Source organism: Nocardia sp. NPDC049149, from assembly GCF_043197455.1.
Classification (GTDB): domain Bacteria; phylum Actinomycetota; class Actinomycetes; order Mycobacteriales; family Mycobacteriaceae; genus Nocardia.
Genome location: NZ_JBICTD010000014.1, coordinates 57746 through 75010, shown reverse-complemented (window position 1 = coordinate 75010; position 17265 = coordinate 57746). Strand labels below are relative to the sequence as shown.

General features: G+C 66.7%; 15 protein-coding genes. 6 read left to right on the top strand and 9 right to left on the bottom strand.

All coding sequences use genetic code 11. The annotated features are described in order from the left end of the window. Window positions 1-137: 137 nt before the first annotated feature. Window positions 138-1031, top strand: coding sequence for a class I SAM-dependent methyltransferase (locus tag ACGFNJ_RS39300; RefSeq protein ID WP_393460757.1), 894 nt, complete (start codon window positions 138-140; stop codon window positions 1029-1031). Here the strand turns inward: ACGFNJ_RS39300 and ACGFNJ_RS39295 are convergent. After that, window positions 1018-1668 carry a maleylpyruvate isomerase family mycothiol-dependent enzyme gene (locus tag ACGFNJ_RS39295; RefSeq protein WP_393460754.1) on the bottom strand — a complete coding sequence of 217 codons (651 nt, stop codon included), beginning with the start codon at window positions 1666-1668 and terminating at the stop codon, window positions 1018-1020. The two genes, ACGFNJ_RS39300 and ACGFNJ_RS39295, sit on opposite strands and share 14 nt — an antisense overlap. Before the next feature lie 68 nt (window positions 1669-1736). Between ACGFNJ_RS39295 and ACGFNJ_RS39290 the strand changes: the two genes are divergently transcribed. Continuing rightward, entirely contained in the window at window positions 1737-2660 is a 924-nt protein-coding gene (locus tag ACGFNJ_RS39290; RefSeq protein WP_393460751.1) for a MerR family transcriptional regulator, read from the top strand. An 84-nt stretch (window positions 2661-2744) separates the two neighbouring features. On the opposite strand, the gene ACGFNJ_RS39285 is transcribed toward ACGFNJ_RS39290, so the two are convergent. Next, entirely contained in the window at window positions 2745-3194 is a 450-nt protein-coding gene (locus ACGFNJ_RS39285; RefSeq protein WP_393460749.1) for a hypothetical protein, read from the bottom strand. Window positions 3195-3349: 155 nt separating this feature from the next. Between ACGFNJ_RS39285 and ACGFNJ_RS39280 the strand changes: the two genes are divergently transcribed. Next, window positions 3350-4267 carry a C39 family peptidase gene (locus ACGFNJ_RS39280; protein WP_393460746.1) on the top strand — a complete coding sequence of 306 codons (918 nt, stop codon included), beginning with the start codon at window positions 3350-3352 and terminating at the stop codon, window positions 4265-4267. Window positions 4268-4882: 615 nt separating this feature from the next. On the opposite strand, the gene ACGFNJ_RS39275 is transcribed toward ACGFNJ_RS39280, so the two are convergent. From ACGFNJ_RS39275 to ACGFNJ_RS39245, 7 genes are all read right to left on the bottom strand, one after another. After that, window positions 4883-6598: a hypothetical protein gene (locus ACGFNJ_RS39275; RefSeq protein WP_393460743.1), complete on the bottom strand. Its 1716-nt coding sequence runs from the start codon at window positions 6596-6598 to the stop codon at window positions 4883-4885. Between the two features lie 215 nt (window positions 6599-6813). Continuing rightward, window positions 6814-8043 (bottom strand): acetyl-CoA acetyltransferase, encoded by a 1230-nt coding sequence (locus ACGFNJ_RS39270; protein WP_393460740.1) that lies wholly within the window; start codon window positions 8041-8043, stop codon window positions 6814-6816. Between the two features lie 32 nt (window positions 8044-8075). Then, window positions 8076-9803, bottom strand: coding sequence for a class I adenylate-forming enzyme family protein (locus ACGFNJ_RS39265; protein ID WP_393460737.1), 1728 nt, complete (start codon window positions 9801-9803; stop codon window positions 8076-8078). Between the two features lie 11 nt (window positions 9804-9814). Beyond that, entirely contained in the window at window positions 9815-11011 is a 1197-nt protein-coding gene (locus tag ACGFNJ_RS39260) for a thiolase family protein (protein ID WP_393460734.1), read from the bottom strand. Window positions 11012-11226: 215 nt separating this feature from the next. Next, entirely contained in the window at window positions 11227-12219 is a 993-nt protein-coding gene (locus ACGFNJ_RS39255; protein ID WP_393460731.1) for an LLM class F420-dependent oxidoreductase, read from the bottom strand. After that, window positions 12216-13676 carry a carotenoid oxygenase family protein gene (locus ACGFNJ_RS39250; RefSeq protein WP_393460728.1) on the bottom strand — a complete coding sequence of 487 codons (1461 nt, stop codon included), beginning with the start codon at window positions 13674-13676 and terminating at the stop codon, window positions 12216-12218. The genes ACGFNJ_RS39255 and ACGFNJ_RS39250 overlap by 4 nt, the downstream gene beginning before the upstream one ends. A 128-nt stretch (window positions 13677-13804) precedes the next feature. Next, entirely contained in the window at window positions 13805-14761 is a 957-nt protein-coding gene (locus tag ACGFNJ_RS39245) for a winged helix-turn-helix transcriptional regulator (protein ID WP_393460725.1), read from the bottom strand. Window positions 14762-15757: 996 nt separating this feature from the next. Between ACGFNJ_RS39245 and atpB the strand changes: the two genes are divergently transcribed. From atpB to ACGFNJ_RS39230, 3 genes are read left to right on the top strand one after another with little or no spacing between them, the layout of a single operon-like run. Then, entirely contained in the window at window positions 15758-16480 is a 723-nt protein-coding gene (gene atpB / locus ACGFNJ_RS39240; RefSeq protein ID WP_393460722.1) for a F0F1 ATP synthase subunit A, read from the top strand. A 49-nt stretch (window positions 16481-16529) separates the two neighbouring features. Further along, entirely contained in the window at window positions 16530-16790 is a 261-nt protein-coding gene (atpE, locus tag ACGFNJ_RS39235; protein WP_069167940.1) for an ATP synthase F0 subunit C, read from the top strand. 4 nt (window positions 16791-16794) lie between these two features. Then, window positions 16795-17265: a F0F1 ATP synthase subunit B gene (locus ACGFNJ_RS39230; RefSeq protein WP_393460718.1), complete on the top strand. Its 471-nt coding sequence runs from the start codon at window positions 16795-16797 to the stop codon at window positions 17263-17265.

Sequence of the window (17265 nt, the reverse complement as noted above, 5' to 3'; positions counted from 1 at the left end):
ACGCTCTACCCCCATCGACAGCAGCGTAATTACCACGTCGACAAGACGATTCGTGCTGCCCGGGCGAGATCGACCGCCGGGTCCTGCGATGCCGGACGGCTTGTCGAAGGTCTTTTCCACACTTCGAGGAGAGCACTATGCGTACCGAAGGCGACACCTGGGACATCGTGAGCAGCGTCGGAATGACCGCGCTCCAGGTCGCGGCCGCACGGGCGGTCGAGGCACAGCGGCCCGACGCACTGGTCCACGACGAATACGCCGCCTTGTTCGTGGCGGCCGCGGGCGACGCGGAGACGACGAGGGCGATCGACGATCCAGCCCACTGGGCGGGCACCCCGCTCGCGAACGGTTTCATGGGACTACGCAGCAAGTTCTTCGATGACCTGTTCATCGACGCGGGTGCGGCAGGGGTGCGGCAGGCGGTGATCCTGGCCGCCGGGCTCGACGCACGCGCATATCGGCTCGACTGGCCCGCGGGCACGACGGTGTTCGAGGTCGACCAACCGAAGGTGCTGGAGTTCAAGCGGCAGGTCCTCGACGATGCGAGCGCGGTGCCCAAAGCCGACCGCAGGGAGGTGGCCGTCGACCTGCGTGACGACTGGCCCGCGGCCCTCATCGACGCGGGCTTCGACCCAGCCGAGCCCACCGCATGGTCGGCCGAAGGTCTGCTCCCCTACCTCCCCGGAGCCGCCCAGGACGCCCTGTTCAGCCGGATCGACCTGCTCTCCGCGCCCGGCAGCCGACTGGCCACCGACACCACCGCCGACACCATCGACTTCCAGCAGCTCGCCGACTATCAAGCAGAACACGCGAGCGACTCCCCCTTCGGCAAGCTCGACGTCCGCTCACTCTTCTACACCGACGAGCGCGCCGACCCCGCCGTCTGGTTGGCCGGGCAAGGGTGGACGACGGCCGCGTCCACCGCCGGAGAACTCGCCACCCGCTACGGCCGCTCGATTCCGGAACTGCCTGGGCCTTTCGCGCAGATGTTCCAGGGCATTCGCTATCTGCAGGCCGTCAAACCTTCCTGAACAACATGTCGGCGCCGGGACCGGAGAGCTGCGGCGCGGCCGCGGCCCGGCCGGTGGCCAGCAACAGCAACGCGCCCGCGGCGCCTTGCACCAGCGGGCCGTTGCCGACCGACCACTCGATGTCGGTGGCCGCGAGGCGATAGCCTGCCAGCCGTTGCTCGATCCCGAATCGGGACGCGGTCGCCCATACCCGGTCGAGCGCCGAACGCGCAGCGCCCGTTGGCATTTTGCGGTCGATGCCGAGCGGTATCGCGATGTCTTGCCCGTGCACGAGCACATCGAGGAGCCGATCGGCGGGCACGGTGGCGATCGGCGTGAACCGGGATGGGACGCTGGCCCGCAATTCGTCGAGCAGCTGCCGGGTGCCGACCCGGTCGGCATGGCGAATGGCGGCATCACGCAACGCGCGATCCACGCTGCCGCGTGCCCGGATCAGGTTCGCCACAATCCAGCCGAGATGAGCGTGGGTGCACTGCGTCGTGTGTGCGACGACATCGCGGATCCGCCATTCGGCACAGAGGGATTGGTGATCCCACTCCGACTCGGATAGTCCGGCGAGCAGATCGGCCAGGCTCGATCGTTCGGCGGCGGTGGCACGCCAGACGTCCTCGGCCGTCGTGGATTCGGTGCGGTTCATCGGTCGACCTCTCTCGTTCGTGGTTCCACTACGCTAGGAACTCCACCCGAGTGGAGGTGCAAGCCGAAGTGACCGAGGACACACATGCCCAGGTGCGCGAGATCGTCAGCATCGGGGAACTGTCCCGTCGCACTAGTGTTCCCGTCCGCACCATCCGGTTCTATTGCGACAGTGGGGTTTTGCGGTACCAGCGGTCCAGCGCGGGCCATCGCATCTTCGACTCCCCCACCGCGATCGACCGATTGCTGCTGGTGCGCAGGCTCCGTGCACTCGGGTTGTCGCTTACTGCGATAGTTCCGGTCCTCGACGGCACCGCATCGCTCGGCGACGCGGTCGCCGCCGAACGTGCCGCGCTCGATACCGAACTCGACACCCTCCGCTGGCGGCGCGCCGCACTGCTCGCGGTCGAGAGCGCGCCCGTCACGCAACGTCCACAGCGCCTGGAACTGCTTGCCGCCGTGCACGACCGCAGTGCCGTCCTCGACACCGTCGTGGAATTCTGGCGGCCGATACTCGCGCCGTTGCCGCGAGAGCAGTTCGACGGATTCATCGACATGACCCTGCCGCCGCTGCCGAGCGAACCTGATCCGTCTCAGGTGGTCGCCTACGCCGAGCTCACCGCACTCGCCACCGATCCTCAGGTCAAAACAGCTATGGCGCGCCAGATCTGGCGTTCCGACCATGCTGCGATCCGTGACCGGCATCATCTGGTGACGGCGATTCCCGCCGTATACGCAGTCGTGGCCCCATTGGTGGCCGCCAACGAAACCCCACGTCCTGGAGCCGAACTCGACCAGTTCGTACATGCCCACGCCACCGCTCGCCGCGAACGCGACACTCCCCAGTTCCGCCACAGACTCCTCGCCGGGGCGCCCGACAACGACCCCCGCCTGCGCCGCTACTGGCGCAGCACCGCCGAAATCACCGGCCCAGAACCAACACTGGGCGCGTTCTACTACTGGCTCATCGACGCCCTACGCACCACGGCTTAAGAACTCAGCTGGTCGGCACTGCCGAAACCGGGTGCCTGCCCACACCCGATCGCGCCATCGGCACGGCCCATGCCTCAGCTCGAGCTAACTGACGCAATCCCACGTCTTGTCGCCGTCATAGTTTCCTCGGGCTTTCGTTCCCGGATGGTTGCGAGTGCAGTAGGCCTGGACATCGAGGCCACCGAGCTCGCTCTCGGTGACTTCTCCGCTCAATCCGTCGGTACCAAGGTGTTTCGAGTACACGGATTCCACGCAGTAGTAGCCGAACGGGGTCTTCCGCTTCGAGTTGTGCACCTGATCTGCGCCGGGGCCGCCGGGCGTGGTCACGGCGGGATTGGCATTGACGTCGTCGACATGGCGCACCTTGACCCCCTGCCGGTTGTACTGCTGCTTGCATACCTCGCTGAGATTGACGTGATACGTCGCGGCGTTGGCGGTCGGCGCCAGCAAAACACCGAACGAAGCGATCGTGGCCGTCGCGAGCGCGGTGGTGGCGATCCGGAAAGGGTGGGAGGTGAAGCGGGAGAGCATCATGCGGACTCCTGAACTACTGTGGTGAGGTTTGCTGAACCGTGCCCATCGGGCCCGGCCGTCCCAAGTGTCCTCGCGACGCGAGCGACCTACAGTCCCTCGAACAGCGGATACCTCTCCAGAGGTAGCTGTGGAATCTCATCGAAAGTGATTGCCTGATGCCCACATTCGCACGCCCCGAGGTGCCGTACCTGGCCCAGTGGGAGTCGGCGCACCTGGTCGGCGATATTCTCACCGGACAGCTTGCTGCGCGCGACGATCCGAGGTGGGCCCGGTCCGGAGCCGCCTCGCCGCACGACTACGAATTCTGGGCCCGACGCCTGTGCGGAGTCGCCTGCTTGCGAATGGTGTTGGCCGGCTGCGGCACTGACGTTCCGACGGCAATGACCTTGGCCAACGACCTGCTCGCGGTGGGAGGCTATGAACGCGACGGTGACCGCGTCATCGGTCTGAAGTACGCACCGTTCGCCGAATACGTCAACGGTCGGCAGTGGCCGTTCCGCGCAACAGTCGCGGCGCCGCTGACCAACGCTGATCTGCTCGATCACCTCCGCGACGGCCACCTCGCCATGGTGTCGGTCAATCCCGCAATCCGAGATCTGGCTCCCGACGGTCTGCCCATTCAGGTCGAGCGGGGCGGACATCTCGTCCTGGCCACCCAAGCCACCGACGACCACATCACCTTCCACAACCCTTCGGGCTGGCCCGACCGTTCGCAGCGCAACGCCGTAGTGAGGTGGGAATCCTTCGACGCCTACTACGCGGGCCGCGGCATTCTGCTGCACCTCATCGAGACCGGCGCGATCTCGGACGGGCGCGGCCTCGAGCGGGCGCGGCCTCGAGCGGGCGCGGCCTCAAGCGGGCGCGGCCTCGGACGGGCGCGGCCTCGGACGGGCGCGGCCTCGGACGGGCGCGGTCTCGGACGGGCGCGGCTTTGGGGGGGTTGGTGTGGGTTTCGTAGGGCGTGTTGCGTTTGGGGTGGTGGTTTATCCGCTGGTTCGACGGTTTCCAGGCACAGGACAGTCTCGGGGTTTGCACCGGATAGCGTGGTGGCGTCGGGTGCCGTACCCGGCTGACCTCCGCAGTCGCTCACGCGTTCTCCCGTCCCAGGGCGGGTTGCTTGGCTGTGGTCCGGTCCAAAGATCTTTTCGGGGAAGTGATCTCGAGAGAGGTTGACGGGAGTCATATGGTGGCCGTTTTCAGGCGCACGGCAACCATATGACTCCCGCCAACGACGATCAGCAACCATTTCACTCCCGTCAACGGGTCAACAACCATTTCACTCCCGTCAACACGGGCGGCAACCGTCCCGGTCATCGGCCGGTGGTCCGGCCCAGGAGACCTTCACAGCGATCTTGAAGCGTTGACGTGAGAGAAAAGGCGCGTGTCGCGACACGCGTCGCAACCACTTCTCTCACGCCAACCAGGTTCAGCAACCACATCTCTCACGCCGACAGGCTCAGCAACCAGTTCTCTCACGCCAATGCGAGGCTCACCACCTCAAACTGGTTCCAGCACGAGAGTTGATGCAGCCATGTCCCGTTCGCGCGGATAGCGGTTCACGAGTGGTACATGGTGGAGGCGTTTACGGCGTGTCGCCTCCACCATGTACCACTCGTGCGAGCCCATCCCACCGAACAGGACGCTGCCTAGGGCAGCTCGCCTGAGACCACTCGTTGCCCGGACGGCGATCAGCGGTCGCGGCTTGCGGCCGGGGTCGAGGCCTTGCGGCTGGTGCGGGCGCGGCGACGGGCTGCCTGGAGTTCGGCAAGTTCCTGTTCGAGGATTTCGGCGATCCGGAATTGGCCGGTGTCGTGGATTTCGGGGGTGGGAATGGCCGGGGTTTCCTTGGCGGTCTTGGGGTCCGGTGTGGTGGACGGCTTTTCGGCCGCGGCAGGCTTGCCCTTGATGGCGGCAGTGGTTGCGGTGGCCGACTGCGCCGTTGTCGACGCGACGGCGACCTTGTCGGTGCGGGCGGGCGCGGCAGGGGTGGTCGGCTTCGCCGCCGCGGGCTGAGCCGCGATCTTGGTTGGCGTGGCAGGCTTTTGCGGTGCGGCCGGGGTGACCGGCGTTGGGACCTGCTTCGCCGCCACCGGGGCAGGCTTCACGGGCGCGGGGGCCGGCTTCGCGGGCGCGACCGGCTTGATGTCGAGATCGGCAGGTACGCTCCGCTTTTCCGCGATCGGCTGGTCGACAGCGGACAGATCGGTCGTAGCCGGCTTGCTCTTCGCCACCGGCGGCACGACCGGCTCAGCCGCCTTGACGGTCGCCGCGGGCTTGCGCTCGGCGGCAGGCTTCTCGACGGGCTTGGTCACCACCGTGGTGCTCCCGCTGCCGTTCCTGGCGCTGGTGGTCCTGCGCTCGGAATCGGCGGCGACGCGACCGTTCTCGGACTTGGCCGGGGTGATCCGTTCGGTGACCCGGAACGGGTTGGTGACCTCGGTTTCCTGCACGGTGGTCGACGTGACCTCGATGTCGGGGTCGACGATGTTCGAGCCCGCGTCCAGTTCCGCGAGCGGATCCGGCTCGGCCTCGACGGTCAGCTCGGCGACATGGCTCGACGCCATCACCTCTGGCGTCGGGCGGCGCAGGCGGTAGCTGGCGATCGCGGGCAGCGTCCGGCGAATCTGCTCGGCCGGGTCGGGCAAATCGCGCACCTGGTCGGTTGCCCGGTGGATGGCGAGGCCGTAGCGCGCGCTCGCGGCGTCGTGGATGAGCAGCGCCACACCGATCATCACCGGCGCGACGGCGTGCACGGCGGCGTCGTACCACTGCTCGGCCCGCACGTAGGGGTAGGTGTTCAGGGTGACTGTCAGTGACAGCAGCGCGATTTCGGCAGCGACGACCTGGCGCCGGTTATCGACGACCCCCCATTCGGCCACCTTGTTGGTGCCGATCATGATGATGATCAAGCAGACGCTGATCATGCCTTCGAGCAGATAGCTGAACCAGAACAGCGGGTCGTTCGGCCCGCCAGGGGCGATGTTCTGCTGCACGTTGACTGCGGACCACAACATGCCTGCACCGACGACACCGGCCAGCGCGCGCAGCGACCAGGACCGGTGCCGATATAGCGAGGCCAGTTTGGCGTGCGGACTCGACTCGCGGCGCTGCGCGGCAATTGCCTTGCGGGCCAGCAACAGATCTCGCATGTCGGCCTTCTCGATCGCTTCGGTGGTCTGCCTGGCGCGGTCGGCCGCCGATGCGGCGGCTTGGGCCTCTTTCCAGCGCTGCCCACGGTCCTGGCCGCGAATCCGTTCGGCTAGCTCGCGTTCCGCGTGCAGCTCGTCCTCGGAGAGCGCTTCGGTCAACGCGGGATCGAATTGATATGCCAGCCGGCCACGGGCCTTCTCGACCCGCCTCGCCAGCTGCGTGACCTCGTCCTCGATGGGATGCTGGATGGTCATTTCGGCTCCAAGAGGAGATTCGATGGCAGACAAGTGATCACGCGTGGGAAGGCTACATCGCATTTCCGGCCGACGCACCGTTGCGACCGAAAACGGCCGATTTGCCGGGTGAATGCGGCGCGCCGCGACACGCGTTTCGGGACAGCATAGAACAGGCTCCGCGGTCTGTCTCGGCGACGTCGCGGCAATACCGAATCAGGAATGATTCGCCTTCACTAATGCGGGCGTGTCGCGCCCTCGACGACGAAACTCGCTGCGGTGGTGGCGCTCCCGCCGATGTTGAGGGTGGCGAATCGGCGCGCGCCGGGGACTTGATACGCTCCTGCCTGTCCGGTGACCTGTTTGAAGGCGTCGAGCACCATCCGCACGCCGGTAGCACCCACCGGATGACCACCCCCGATCAAACCGCCACCCGGGTTGACAGGGAGGCGACCATCCCGCGCGATGTCGCCTGATGCCACGGCTTTCCAGCTCTCACCAGGGCCGGTAATGCCGAGATGATCGATGGCCATGTACTCCGACATGGAGAAACAGTCATGCACCTCAACGCCGTCCACTGCCTCGATATCGGGCAAATCGGCACGGCCGAGCGCGTCGAGCATCGTCTGACGCACATGCGGGAACACATACCTATCGTCGGCGGCGACGCGGAGCTTCTGCGCCAGCGGCAGACCAGCGGTGCGATGGCCCCACCCGGTGATCAGCGCGCGGCGGTCGGCCCGTAAGTCGCTGCGCCGCTCCAGGAATCGGTCGGACACCAGCACGACGGCGACGGCGCCGTCGGTCATCTGGCTGCAATCCTGCCTGCGCAACCGACCCGCCACCGGCGGGTTGGCGGTGTCGTCCGCGTCGAAGCCGGCTGCCGTGAATGTCCAATTCCTGGTCTGGGCAAGCGGGTTGGCGCGGGCATTGGTGATATTGAGCTCACTGATCATGCGCAAGTACGTGTCGTCGAGCCCGTAGCGGCGGTCGTACTCGTCGGCGAGCTCGGCGAACATGGTCGGCCACACGAACGTTGCGTCCTTCGCCTCGTGGCCGACCCAGGCGGCGGCGCCGAGATAGCCTGCGGCCGTCTCGCCCGACACCGTCTTCTCCAGTTCGGCGCCGAGCACCAGCGCGCAGTCGTACCGGCCCGACTCCAGGTCCGCCATCGCCGCGAGCAACGCCATGCTGCCGGACGCGCAAGCCGCCTCGTGCCTGCTCGCCGGAACACCCCACAGTTCGGGCAGCACCGTGGCAGGCATGCCGCCGAGCTGACCCTGACCGGTGAACAACTGCCCGAACGCATTACCGACGTGAATCACGCCGACCTCGCCGGGATCGATCTCCGTCGCCAGGAACGTCTGCTCGAGGATCGCGCCGACGAGTGCGTCGAACCCGAGGCCTGCACGGTGCCAGTTGACGGCGAAATCGGTTTGGCTGCCGCCGAGTAGATGAATGGGCATGAATGCTCCTGAAGGTCGATGCTGACCGCGGATCAGCGATCCCCGGTGTCGCGCAGGGTGTCTCGCAGGTGACGGCGCAGCAGTTTGCCCACCGGGTTGCGTGGCAGTGTGTCGACGATCTCCAGCCGCTCCGGCAGCTTGAACGACGCCACCTCGTGCGCACGCAAATGCGCAACCACCCCGTCCAGGGTCACCGTCGCCCCGCGCACGGGAACCACAAAGGCACAACACCTTTCGCCGAGCACCGGATCGGGGTAGCCGACCACCGCCACCTCGGCGATGCCGGGATGATCGGCGAGCAGCCCCTCGATCTCGGCGGGGGCGATGTTCATACCGCCGCGGATGATGATCTCTTTGATCCGATCGACGAAACGCAGATACCGGCCGTCCACGCCGCACAGTTCGAACACGTCACCACTGCACAGGAATCCGTCCTCGTCGAACGCGTCGACCGTCGCCGTGCCCGGCAGGTAGCCACCGAATACCGCGGGCCCGGCCAGCCGCAGCTCGCCGGAGCGGCCGACTTCGGTCACCGTCGCGCCGGTGCTGACGTCGACGAGTTTGACCGCCGTGCTGTCGGCAAGACGGGTGGCCCAGCGGACACCCGGTGCGCCGTAGCGGGGCAGATATTCCGCGCGGGCTTCCGGATCGGGGAAGTCGATCGGTGAACCGAGCAGGCAGACACCCTCATTGGAGCCGAAGAAGTTGACCACGTCGATGCCGAGGAGTTCCTGCCAGCCACGCACCACACTCGGCGACAGCGGCCCGCCGCCGGAACCAACCCGCTGCAGCGACGATAGGTCCGCCGAGGCGCGCAGCGGTTCGTTGTGCAGCAACATCGTCAACAACGCAGGCGGCATGCTGGTGTGCGTCACCCGATACTGCGCGATCTGACCGAGGAACACCGGCAGATCGAGCGGCTGATGTTGCACCAGGTGCCCGCCCGCGAGCAGCCACGGCAGCAGCGCCGCGGCAAAGCCCGCCATATTCACCATCGGAAAAGGATTGAGCAGCACCGACTCCGGCGTGATGTGCAGCGCGTCCTGCACGCCCCACCCCATGGCGAGCCAGTCGCCGTGGCAGCGCGGAATGCCTTTGGGCGCGGCCTCGGTGCCGCTGGTCCAGCAGACGGTGACCCGGTCGTTCACCGAGACCGTCAGGCTGCGGACGTAGAACCGTGTCCGCTCCCGGTCGGCGGCGTCGGCGGGCTCGTCCAGCGTGATAGCGCCATCGGGTACGCCGGGCCCGAAGACGAAGACGGTGCGGTTGTCCGCCACTTCCAGTGCCTCGCTAGCGAGTTCGCGTCCGGCGAAGGTGCCCGCGGTGACGATGGCGGTCGCGTCCGCGGCGGTGACGATGCCGGACAGCTCGTGCCTGCGGAAGGAAACGGGCATCGGTGTGGCGACCGCGCCGAGCCGCCACAGCGCGAAATAGGTGGCTACCAACGCGATCGAGTTCGGCAGCAGGACCGCGACGGCATCGCCCTGCCGAATGCCGTTGCGGTACAGCACCGCCGCCAGATCGGCGGCCCGCTCGCCGAGTTCACGCCACGACAGCGTCTCGGGCGTCGCACCGGTCAGTGCGGCGAGATTGTCCGGATCGGAGATCGCGGCGGCCTCCGGTGCGGCCTCGACCCGCTGGCCCAGCAGGTCCGACAGCGTCTCGGGCTGCCACCAGCCGCGTTCGAGATACTCACGCACCTTCGCCTCGGGATGGCAGGTCGGCACGCCGACCCGGCTGACCGTCGAAGACTCGGACATGACATGTTCCTTCAGTTCAGGCGTCGCAACACCATGGCGGAGCCGAGCCCCATGGCCGCGGGAATGGTGACCAGCGCGTGTTCGCCGCCCGTGCGCGTGAGTGCGTCGAGCGCTTGGACGATGAGGTTGCCGCCCGTCGCGCCGAGCGGATGCCCGACCGCGAGCGCGCCGCCGGACGGGTTGACCAGCTCCGGGCGCACACCCAGCTCTCTGGTGAGCAGAAGCGGTGTGACGGCGAAGGATTCGTTGACCTCGAGCACGTCGAGGTCGGCCGCGGTGATCCCGGCGCTGCGCAACGCCAACCGGGCCGCGGTGACCGGCGCGGTCAGCAGCGGCGACCGCACTGCGGTCTGTGCGATGCCCGCGATCCGGGCGATCGGCTTGCGCCCCAACGTTTCTTCCGCGTGGAGGCTGCCGACGACCACGGCGGAAGCACCGTCGGCGAGCTGCGGCGCCGTCGCGATCGTGTGCAGCCCGTCCGCCGGATGCGGCGCTCCCGGCAGCCGACGGGCCACCCGCGCCCAGGCGGGATCGTCGCCGAACAACGCGGGCAACGCGGCGAACGCGGCCTCGGTAGCGTCGGCTCGCGCGCCCTCATCGGCGGCGAGCAGCACCGCCGAACCCTTGCGCACCGGTACCACAGACTCCGAAACCACAGCCGCCGTTGCCTTCCGGTGCGACTGGACGGCATAAGCGTCGAGTTCGGCACGGGTGATGCCGTGGGTCGCGGCAGTGAGATCGGCCGAGACGCCGATCGTCACGAAGCCAGTCCGTTCCCCGAGATCGGCGTCCGTAGCGATCGCAGGCCGATCCGACAGCATCGGCACCCGCGACATCGACTCGACGCCACCAGCGACAATCACGTCCGCATACCCCGCCGCGACCCTGGCCGCAGCACTCTCCGCCGCATCCAGCCCGGAACAGCACAGCCGCGACACCACCCCACCCGGCACCGAATCCGGCCAGCCCGCCCACAACGCCGCCGCACGCGCAAGATTCCCGCCCTGCTCCCCCACCGGCGTACTGATCCCGACAAGGATGTCCGCAACAGAATCCGCACTCACCGAACGACTTTCGAGCGCAACAAGCAGCTGACCGAACAGTTCGCAAGGCGGCACCTCGGCAAGCGTGCCCCCACCTTTACGCACCCGACCGCGCGGCAGACGGACAGCGTCATAGACATACGCTCCGGGCGACTGGACGCTCATGGTCGACCCCCGCAGCGGACGTCGGAGCGCCAGCAGGTCAGGGCCGCAGCCGAAACAAAGAGCAAAAGATCACTCACGGTCGATCCTCGCAGCGGGCGCTAGGGCGCCGACGGGTCAGGGCCGCAGGCAAGCGGACAGGCGAAGGGGCAGTCATGGTCCGAGCCTCGCGACAGGCGGTGGCCCGCGGGCAGGTCTGATCCACAGCGGGCGAAGCGTCAGTCATGGTCGAGCCTTGCGATGGTGGCCAGTGTGTGGTGGCCTGCTGGGTCTTCGGCTGAGGTGGCTGGGACTACGACGATTTCGTCGGCTCCTGCGCGGCGATATTGTTCGAGGCGGCCTGCCAGGACTGTTTCGTTGCCGAACATGCCTACTGCGGCCGGTAATTCGTCGGGTACGGCTGACAAGATCTCGCGCGGATGTGCGCCGGAGTGGGCGAGGCGCACCACCTCGCCGAAGCCCGCTTCGGTGAACATCGCGTCGTAGCCTGGGGCGCGCAGGTAGCCGACGATGCCGCGGCGGACGGAGGCGAGCAGGTCCTTGGTCGGGTCGGCGGCGCCGGTTACCCACACCGAGAGCGCCGGGGTCGGGCGTCCCGCCTCGTCGGCCGCCGCCCGGACAAGTGCTGCACAGCGCGAAACCTGTTCGGGGGTGACCAAATTCAGCACCACTCTGTCTGCGGTGCGAGCGGCCGCTGCCAGAGCGTGCGGACCGAAGGCAGCAACGGTGATCGTCGAACGCGGCGGCGCGAGGCGCAGCCGATAGCCCTTCGTGCGTTCCACCGCGCCCGCGAAATCGACCTTCTCCCCCGCGAGCAGTCCTCGCAGAATGCGCGCAGAATCTTCTAGATGCCTAGCGGTGCTTCGTCTTTCGCGCCCGTGCCAGTCGCACACGACCACGCTGCTCGAGCTGCCGATGGCCACGTCGACGCTGCGGCCGGTAAGCGCAGCCACGCTGGCGGCGCCGATGGCGATGGTGGCGGGGCTGCGGACATCGACCGCAAGCGGGCCGAGGCACAACGGGATTCGGCCTGGCGTCAGCCCGAGCGCGGTGGCCAGGGCGAAGGCGTCGAAGGTCGCCATCTCACCGACCCACACCCGGTGGTACCCCAGCTTTTCCGCGGTTTCGGCGACGACGAGTGCGTCCATCGGGTCGCGGTCCTGCCAATACGGCAGGCTCACGCTCAGCGACGGACGGTCGCTGCTGTTCACCCGACCGGGTCTGCGGCCGCGCGCATCCGCTCCCCGCTCACCCAGGTGGCATGGAATCCGAGCGGTACCAGCACCGGCAGGCCGAGGCGGCAGACCGGGCCAGCGGCGAGGTCTGCGGCGTCGTAAATCCATACCTCCGACAGCTGGGTGTGGCTGTTGAACGCGAACATCGTCAGCCAGGCGTCGTCCTCGCTGGTTCCGCCGGGGCGCGGCACCACGGTGAGTTCACTGCCGAAGAATCCGTCGCCGAACGGCTGGGTCTGTTTGGCCCCGGTCTGCACGTCGTATTTCATTACCGCATCGAAAAGCATTGTCTCGTCTACTGATAACCGCATCTGATACGACCAGCGACCGCGTTGCCCCGTGCGGCCCTGATCGATCGCCGGGAACTCGGTGTTGACGTCGTCCATCGGCTCTTCGATGGTCGCGCCGGTGCGCAGGTTGAAGCGGTAGCGGTGCAGTTTCGCCTCGGGGCGGAGGTAGGCGAGCAGTTGGGCAAGCGGGTTCGCGCGATCCGACACGGGGCTCGGCTTGGACACCCGGCAGACCACCATGACGATCTCGTCGGCCTCTTCCCAGGCATTGACCGTGTGATAGATGTAGCCGGGCGCGGCCTCGAACCAGCGCACCGCGCTGCCGTCGCCGCGCCGGGGCAGCACGCCGAAACGGCTCGGCAGGTTTCGGTCGAAGAACAGCTTGAATCGGCCCGCCGCGGCTGCCCTCGGATCGTTGTACAGCGGCAAATCCATGAGGATCGAATAGTTTTCGGTGATCGCCATGTCGTGCGGCAGTCGCGGGCCTGGCAGTTCGATGCCGGTGTAGTGGGTGACGACGCCGGACGGGTCGGCCATGCCGTAGCGCAGGTACGGCGCGTTGATCCCATAGTCGAAGAAGATGAATTCCTCAGTGGTTTCATCGACTTTCGCGTGCGCGGAAACCTCGCCGGGCAAGGTGGCGCCGAAGTCGTCGACGCCGCGGGTCTCCAGGCTGATCGGGTCGAGCGCGTACGGTTTGCCCGCGCGGTACCACAGCGACAGCAGGTTGCCGTGATGAAAGACGACATCGGTGTTGGCGGAATTGCGTTCTCGGCGGTCGCCGGCCGGGTTGTCGTCCCACGGCTCGATTACGCCGCGCCACAATGCTGTTCCCGCCGCGCGCTCGGCCTCGAACTCGGCGGTGCGGATGTAGCGGTTGCGGTAGGTGGCCTTGCCGTTCTCGAAGTGCACCGCGTGCAGCATGCCGTCGCCGTCGAACCAGTGGTAGCGCCCGATCGGCGCGAACTGCGGGTTGGGCCCGTTGCGGACATAGACGCCGTCGAGGTCGGTGGGCAGTTCGCCGTGCAGGACGGCGAGGTCGGTCGCGGTGATCTCCTCGGCGGTCGGTGCGTACGGACCGTCGAGATACGGATTAGTCAGCGCCGCCGCAGCCGGTGCGATGAGTTCTTCCTTGAGCGTCATGAGCAACCCTTCACTACAGTTAATGAAGTGATACGCGTCTCAGTGAGGGGTGTCAAGAGTCCCTGGTCGGCGGCTCAGGTGAGGCGGTCGAGCACGGCTTGCGACACCGGTTCGAACCGGACGTCGGCTCAGGCGAGGCGGTCCAGCCCAGCACGCGACACCGGTTCGAATCGAACGTCGACACGGTCGAGCCCGGCATCACAGCCGCGGCAGCGCAGTGCGGGCGTCAGCACCGCGCCGCACTTACGATGCCGGATGCGCAGGCCCGATTCGGGCGCTCCCGGATGCGCCAATTCCGACCAGGCCAGCAGGAACGCGAACACCGCGAACAGTGCGCGCCCGCGCGGGGTCAGCCGGTACTCGCGGCCGTTGCCGTCACCGGATCTCCGCAATATCTCGGCGTCACACAGCCGGGAAAGCCGCTCGGTCAACGTCGTCGGTGACATGTTCATGGCCGCGCGGAACGCACTGAAGCGCCGCACGCCCGCCAGCGCGAGGCCGGTCACCGTCGCACTCCATCGGTCGCCGATGGCCTCCATGATCTCGTCGAACTGCATCCCGGCCTGCGTGGACTCCGTGACCCTTGCCCGGCGTCTGCCACTGGAAGTGAAGCGCCACAACGCATCATCGCCGAGCGTGACCTCGGTGTCGCGCGGCGTCACGGTGCGCCCGCAGCCGCGGCACATCAACACCGGAGGACCTCGGTGCCCGCACGCGTCGTGCACAAGGTCAGGATGCAGTGCGCCAGCGGCAGTCCACTCACGCTGCCAACCCCAGATCGACACCAGGATTTCCCAGGTCGCCAGCCCCAGATCGGTGAGCAGATAGTCGAATCGATCCGGCGACCCGGGTTGCGGAGTTCGAACGAAAACCCCCGCATCGACCAGCGCGGTGAGCCGCGCGGTCAACACCGCAGGCGGTGCGCCGGTGCGCTCGATCCACTGATTGAACCTGCGCGTGTGGTTGACGAACGCATGCCGAAGGATCGTCAACGTCAACCGGTCGCCGAGCAGGTCGAAGGTAGCGCCGACCGGGTGCACCGCAGGTTGCCCAGCCAACGCAGCATCCATCGGCTCAACCGTCACCCGCCTCACCTCCACCCTCGCCAGATCTCACTTCACTAACTGTAGTCGATCTGGTCGACACCAAGCGCAACTCACCCGCGTACCAATCCGAGGACGACGCCAGCTTTCGCTCCCGACGAATCCGCGCGTGTGCTGCACGCTCGCGGCACACGCGCGCATGATGGCCTCGGTCCCCTCGCGCCGCGGTCGATGATCACCCAGCCCTCGGGATCCGCGGCGATCAACGCGTGACGTCTGGAGTTGGTCGACTGATCACCGGGCACTGGTGGCGGCATCGTGCGAGAAGCCACCGCCACCAGTGCCCTCTCAGCGAGACGCGCTCGCACGAGTGGGACTGGATGGAGGCGACACGCCGCAAACGGCTCCACCATGCCCCCTCGTGAGGCCGTCCTCGACGAATTGGACTTGTTTGCAACGGCTTTGGACGTCGAATGGTCGCCGAGGCCGCCGACGGGAGTCAACGGTTACCAACCCATCGACGGGGACTCGCTAGAAAACCGTTGAGCCGAGAAGTCTTTGGCTCTTCGCTCTTCGGCTCTTCCAAACCCTGCCCAGCCACGAAGACTGCCCCACAGTTGCCACGATACCGACCCGGCGAATGCGCAGAGAGCGCATCTCTCTATCTAACCCCATGAATCCACCCCAGGTCAATAGCATTGCGACTATCAGATGTAGCAACTATGCTACGTAGTACAACGACCTCAACGGGGAGGCCCACATGGCGATATCGCTTGTTGTATTCATCTGCGCCGGAGCGGCGCTCGGCTGGGGGAATTCTCGATTCACACGGAGCGCCGTCGCCAGAATCACGGATTCGGGCGCAAGCGCTGGACGAGTAGCTGGCCTCTCGCTCGCGAGACTCTTTGTCCTGACCGCCATTTCGGTAGCCGTCGCCTACCTGGTGCGACCGGCCGGAGTCGGAATCATCTTCGGACTTGCGCTATTCCACACCGCCACACTGCTCCGCTACGCGCGACCGATAGTGCGAGGACAGACATGACGACAATCAAGGTCGGCGAGCACGAAACCGTGCGATGGCTCGGCCTGGAGTTCAACGTCGACACGATCCTGTCGACAACAGTCGCCGCGGCGATCGTGCTCGGATTGGCGTTCTACCTGCGGGCAACGGTGACTTCCGGTGTGCCCAACGGGGTTCAGCTCTTCTTCGAGACCGTGACGGTCCAGCTGCGCGCCCAGGTAGAGAACGCGATCGGGATGCGGATCGCACCATTCGTGCTACCGCTCACGGTCACCCTGTTCACCTTCATCCTGCTGTCCAATTGGCTAGCCGTGCTGCCGGTGCGATACGGCGACGGCGAACTCATCCACCCACCGGCCGCCGACGTCAACTTCGTCTACGCGCTCGCGGCGTTCGTCTTCGTCAGTTATCAGGTCGCCGGTGCCGTCCGGCGCGGACCGCTCACCCACGTGAAGATGCTACTGAAGGGCCACACTGGTTGGGGCCCAATGATATTCGTCAACATCGTCGAGGAGATCGCCAAACCGCTCTCGCTGTCGCTGCGCCTGTTCGGGAACATGTTCGCCGGCGGCGTGATGCTCTCGGTGATCACCCTCCTGCCTGCCTGGATCAGCTGGGGCCCCAACGCGATCTGGAAGTTCCTCGACCTGTTCGTCGGACTCATCCAGGCATTCATCTTCGCGCTGCTGACCATCCTCTACTTCGCCCAGTCGATGACGCGCGAAGACGAGAACCACTGACCAACCGCCGAAAAACGTTCCTGTTCAACGAAGAAGGGAAGTACCGAAAATGTCGGACATCACCAACACAGGCATCATCCAGGCGGCGGCACTGCTCGGCGGCGGACTCATCATGCTCGGCGGCGCGATCGGCGCAGGGTTCGGCAACGGCATGGCAGGCTCGGCGCTGATCACCGGCGTTGCCCGCCAACCGGAGGCCGAAAACCGGTTGCGCGGAAACTATCTGATGGCGGTCGGCCTGATCGACGCGGTGTATTTCATCAACCTCGCTTTCATGGCACTGTTCGCCTTCGCGACACCGGGCAAGTAGCACCATGTCGACGAAAAACACTGCTGGAGAGAACTTTCTGCTCCCCAACGGCACGTTCTTCGCCGAATTGCTGATCTTCCTGACCGTGCTCGGTGTGATCTGGCGGTTTGTGGTCCCGCCGATCCACCGGGCACTGGCGGAACGCGATGAGCGGAACGCGAAGACGGCGGCCGATCAGCAGTCGGCACGGCAGGCGCGTGCCGACGCCGAGGCGGCCTACCAGGCGGCCCTCGGCAAAGCACGTGCCACCGCCGCCGGAATCCGGAATCAGGCACACGCAGAAGGTCGTTCGATCATCGAGCGGCGCCGCCGCGCCGCACAGGACGAATCCGACGCACTGGTGACGCGGTCCGTAGCCGAGTTGCGAGGCGAGACCGATCGGCTGGCGGCCGACCTTCGGGCGAGCGTCGAACCACTCGCGCAGACCCTCGCCGATCGGGTGCTCGCCGAAAACATCCGCGTAGGAAAGGAATAG

Coding starts and splice junctions, on each gene's coding strand:
- ACGFNJ_RS39300 (WP_393460757.1), top strand. CDS start 138: ATGCGTACCGAAGGCGACACCTGGGACATCGTGAGCAGCGTCGGAATG.
- ACGFNJ_RS39295 (WP_393460754.1), bottom strand. CDS start 1,668: ATGAACCGCACCGAATCCACGACGGCCGAGGACGTCTGGCGTGCCACC.
- ACGFNJ_RS39285 (WP_393460749.1), bottom strand. CDS start 3,194: ATGATGCTCTCCCGCTTCACCTCCCACCCTTTCCGGATCGCCACCACC.
- ACGFNJ_RS39280 (WP_393460746.1), top strand. CDS start 3,350: ATGCCCACATTCGCACGCCCCGAGGTGCCGTACCTGGCCCAGTGGGAG.
- ACGFNJ_RS39275 (WP_393460743.1), bottom strand. CDS start 6,598: ATGACCATCCAGCATCCCATCGAGGACGAGGTCACGCAGCTGGCGAGG.
- ACGFNJ_RS39270 (WP_393460740.1), bottom strand. CDS start 8,043: ATGCCCATTCATCTACTCGGCGGCAGCCAAACCGATTTCGCCGTCAAC.
- ACGFNJ_RS39265 (WP_393460737.1), bottom strand. CDS start 9,803: ATGTCCGAGTCTTCGACGGTCAGCCGGGTCGGCGTGCCGACCTGCCAT.
- ACGFNJ_RS39260 (WP_393460734.1), bottom strand. CDS start 11,011: ATGAGCGTCCAGTCGCCCGGAGCGTATGTCTATGACGCTGTCCGTCTG.
- ACGFNJ_RS39250 (WP_393460728.1), bottom strand. CDS start 13,676: ATGACGCTCAAGGAAGAACTCATCGCACCGGCTGCGGCGGCGCTGACT.
- atpB (WP_393460722.1), top strand. CDS start 15,758: ATGACGACAATCAAGGTCGGCGAGCACGAAACCGTGCGATGGCTCGGC.
- atpE (WP_069167940.1), top strand. CDS start 16,530: ATGTCGGACATCACCAACACAGGCATCATCCAGGCGGCGGCACTGCTC.
- ACGFNJ_RS39230 (WP_393460718.1), top strand. CDS start 16,795: ATGTCGACGAAAAACACTGCTGGAGAGAACTTTCTGCTCCCCAACGGC.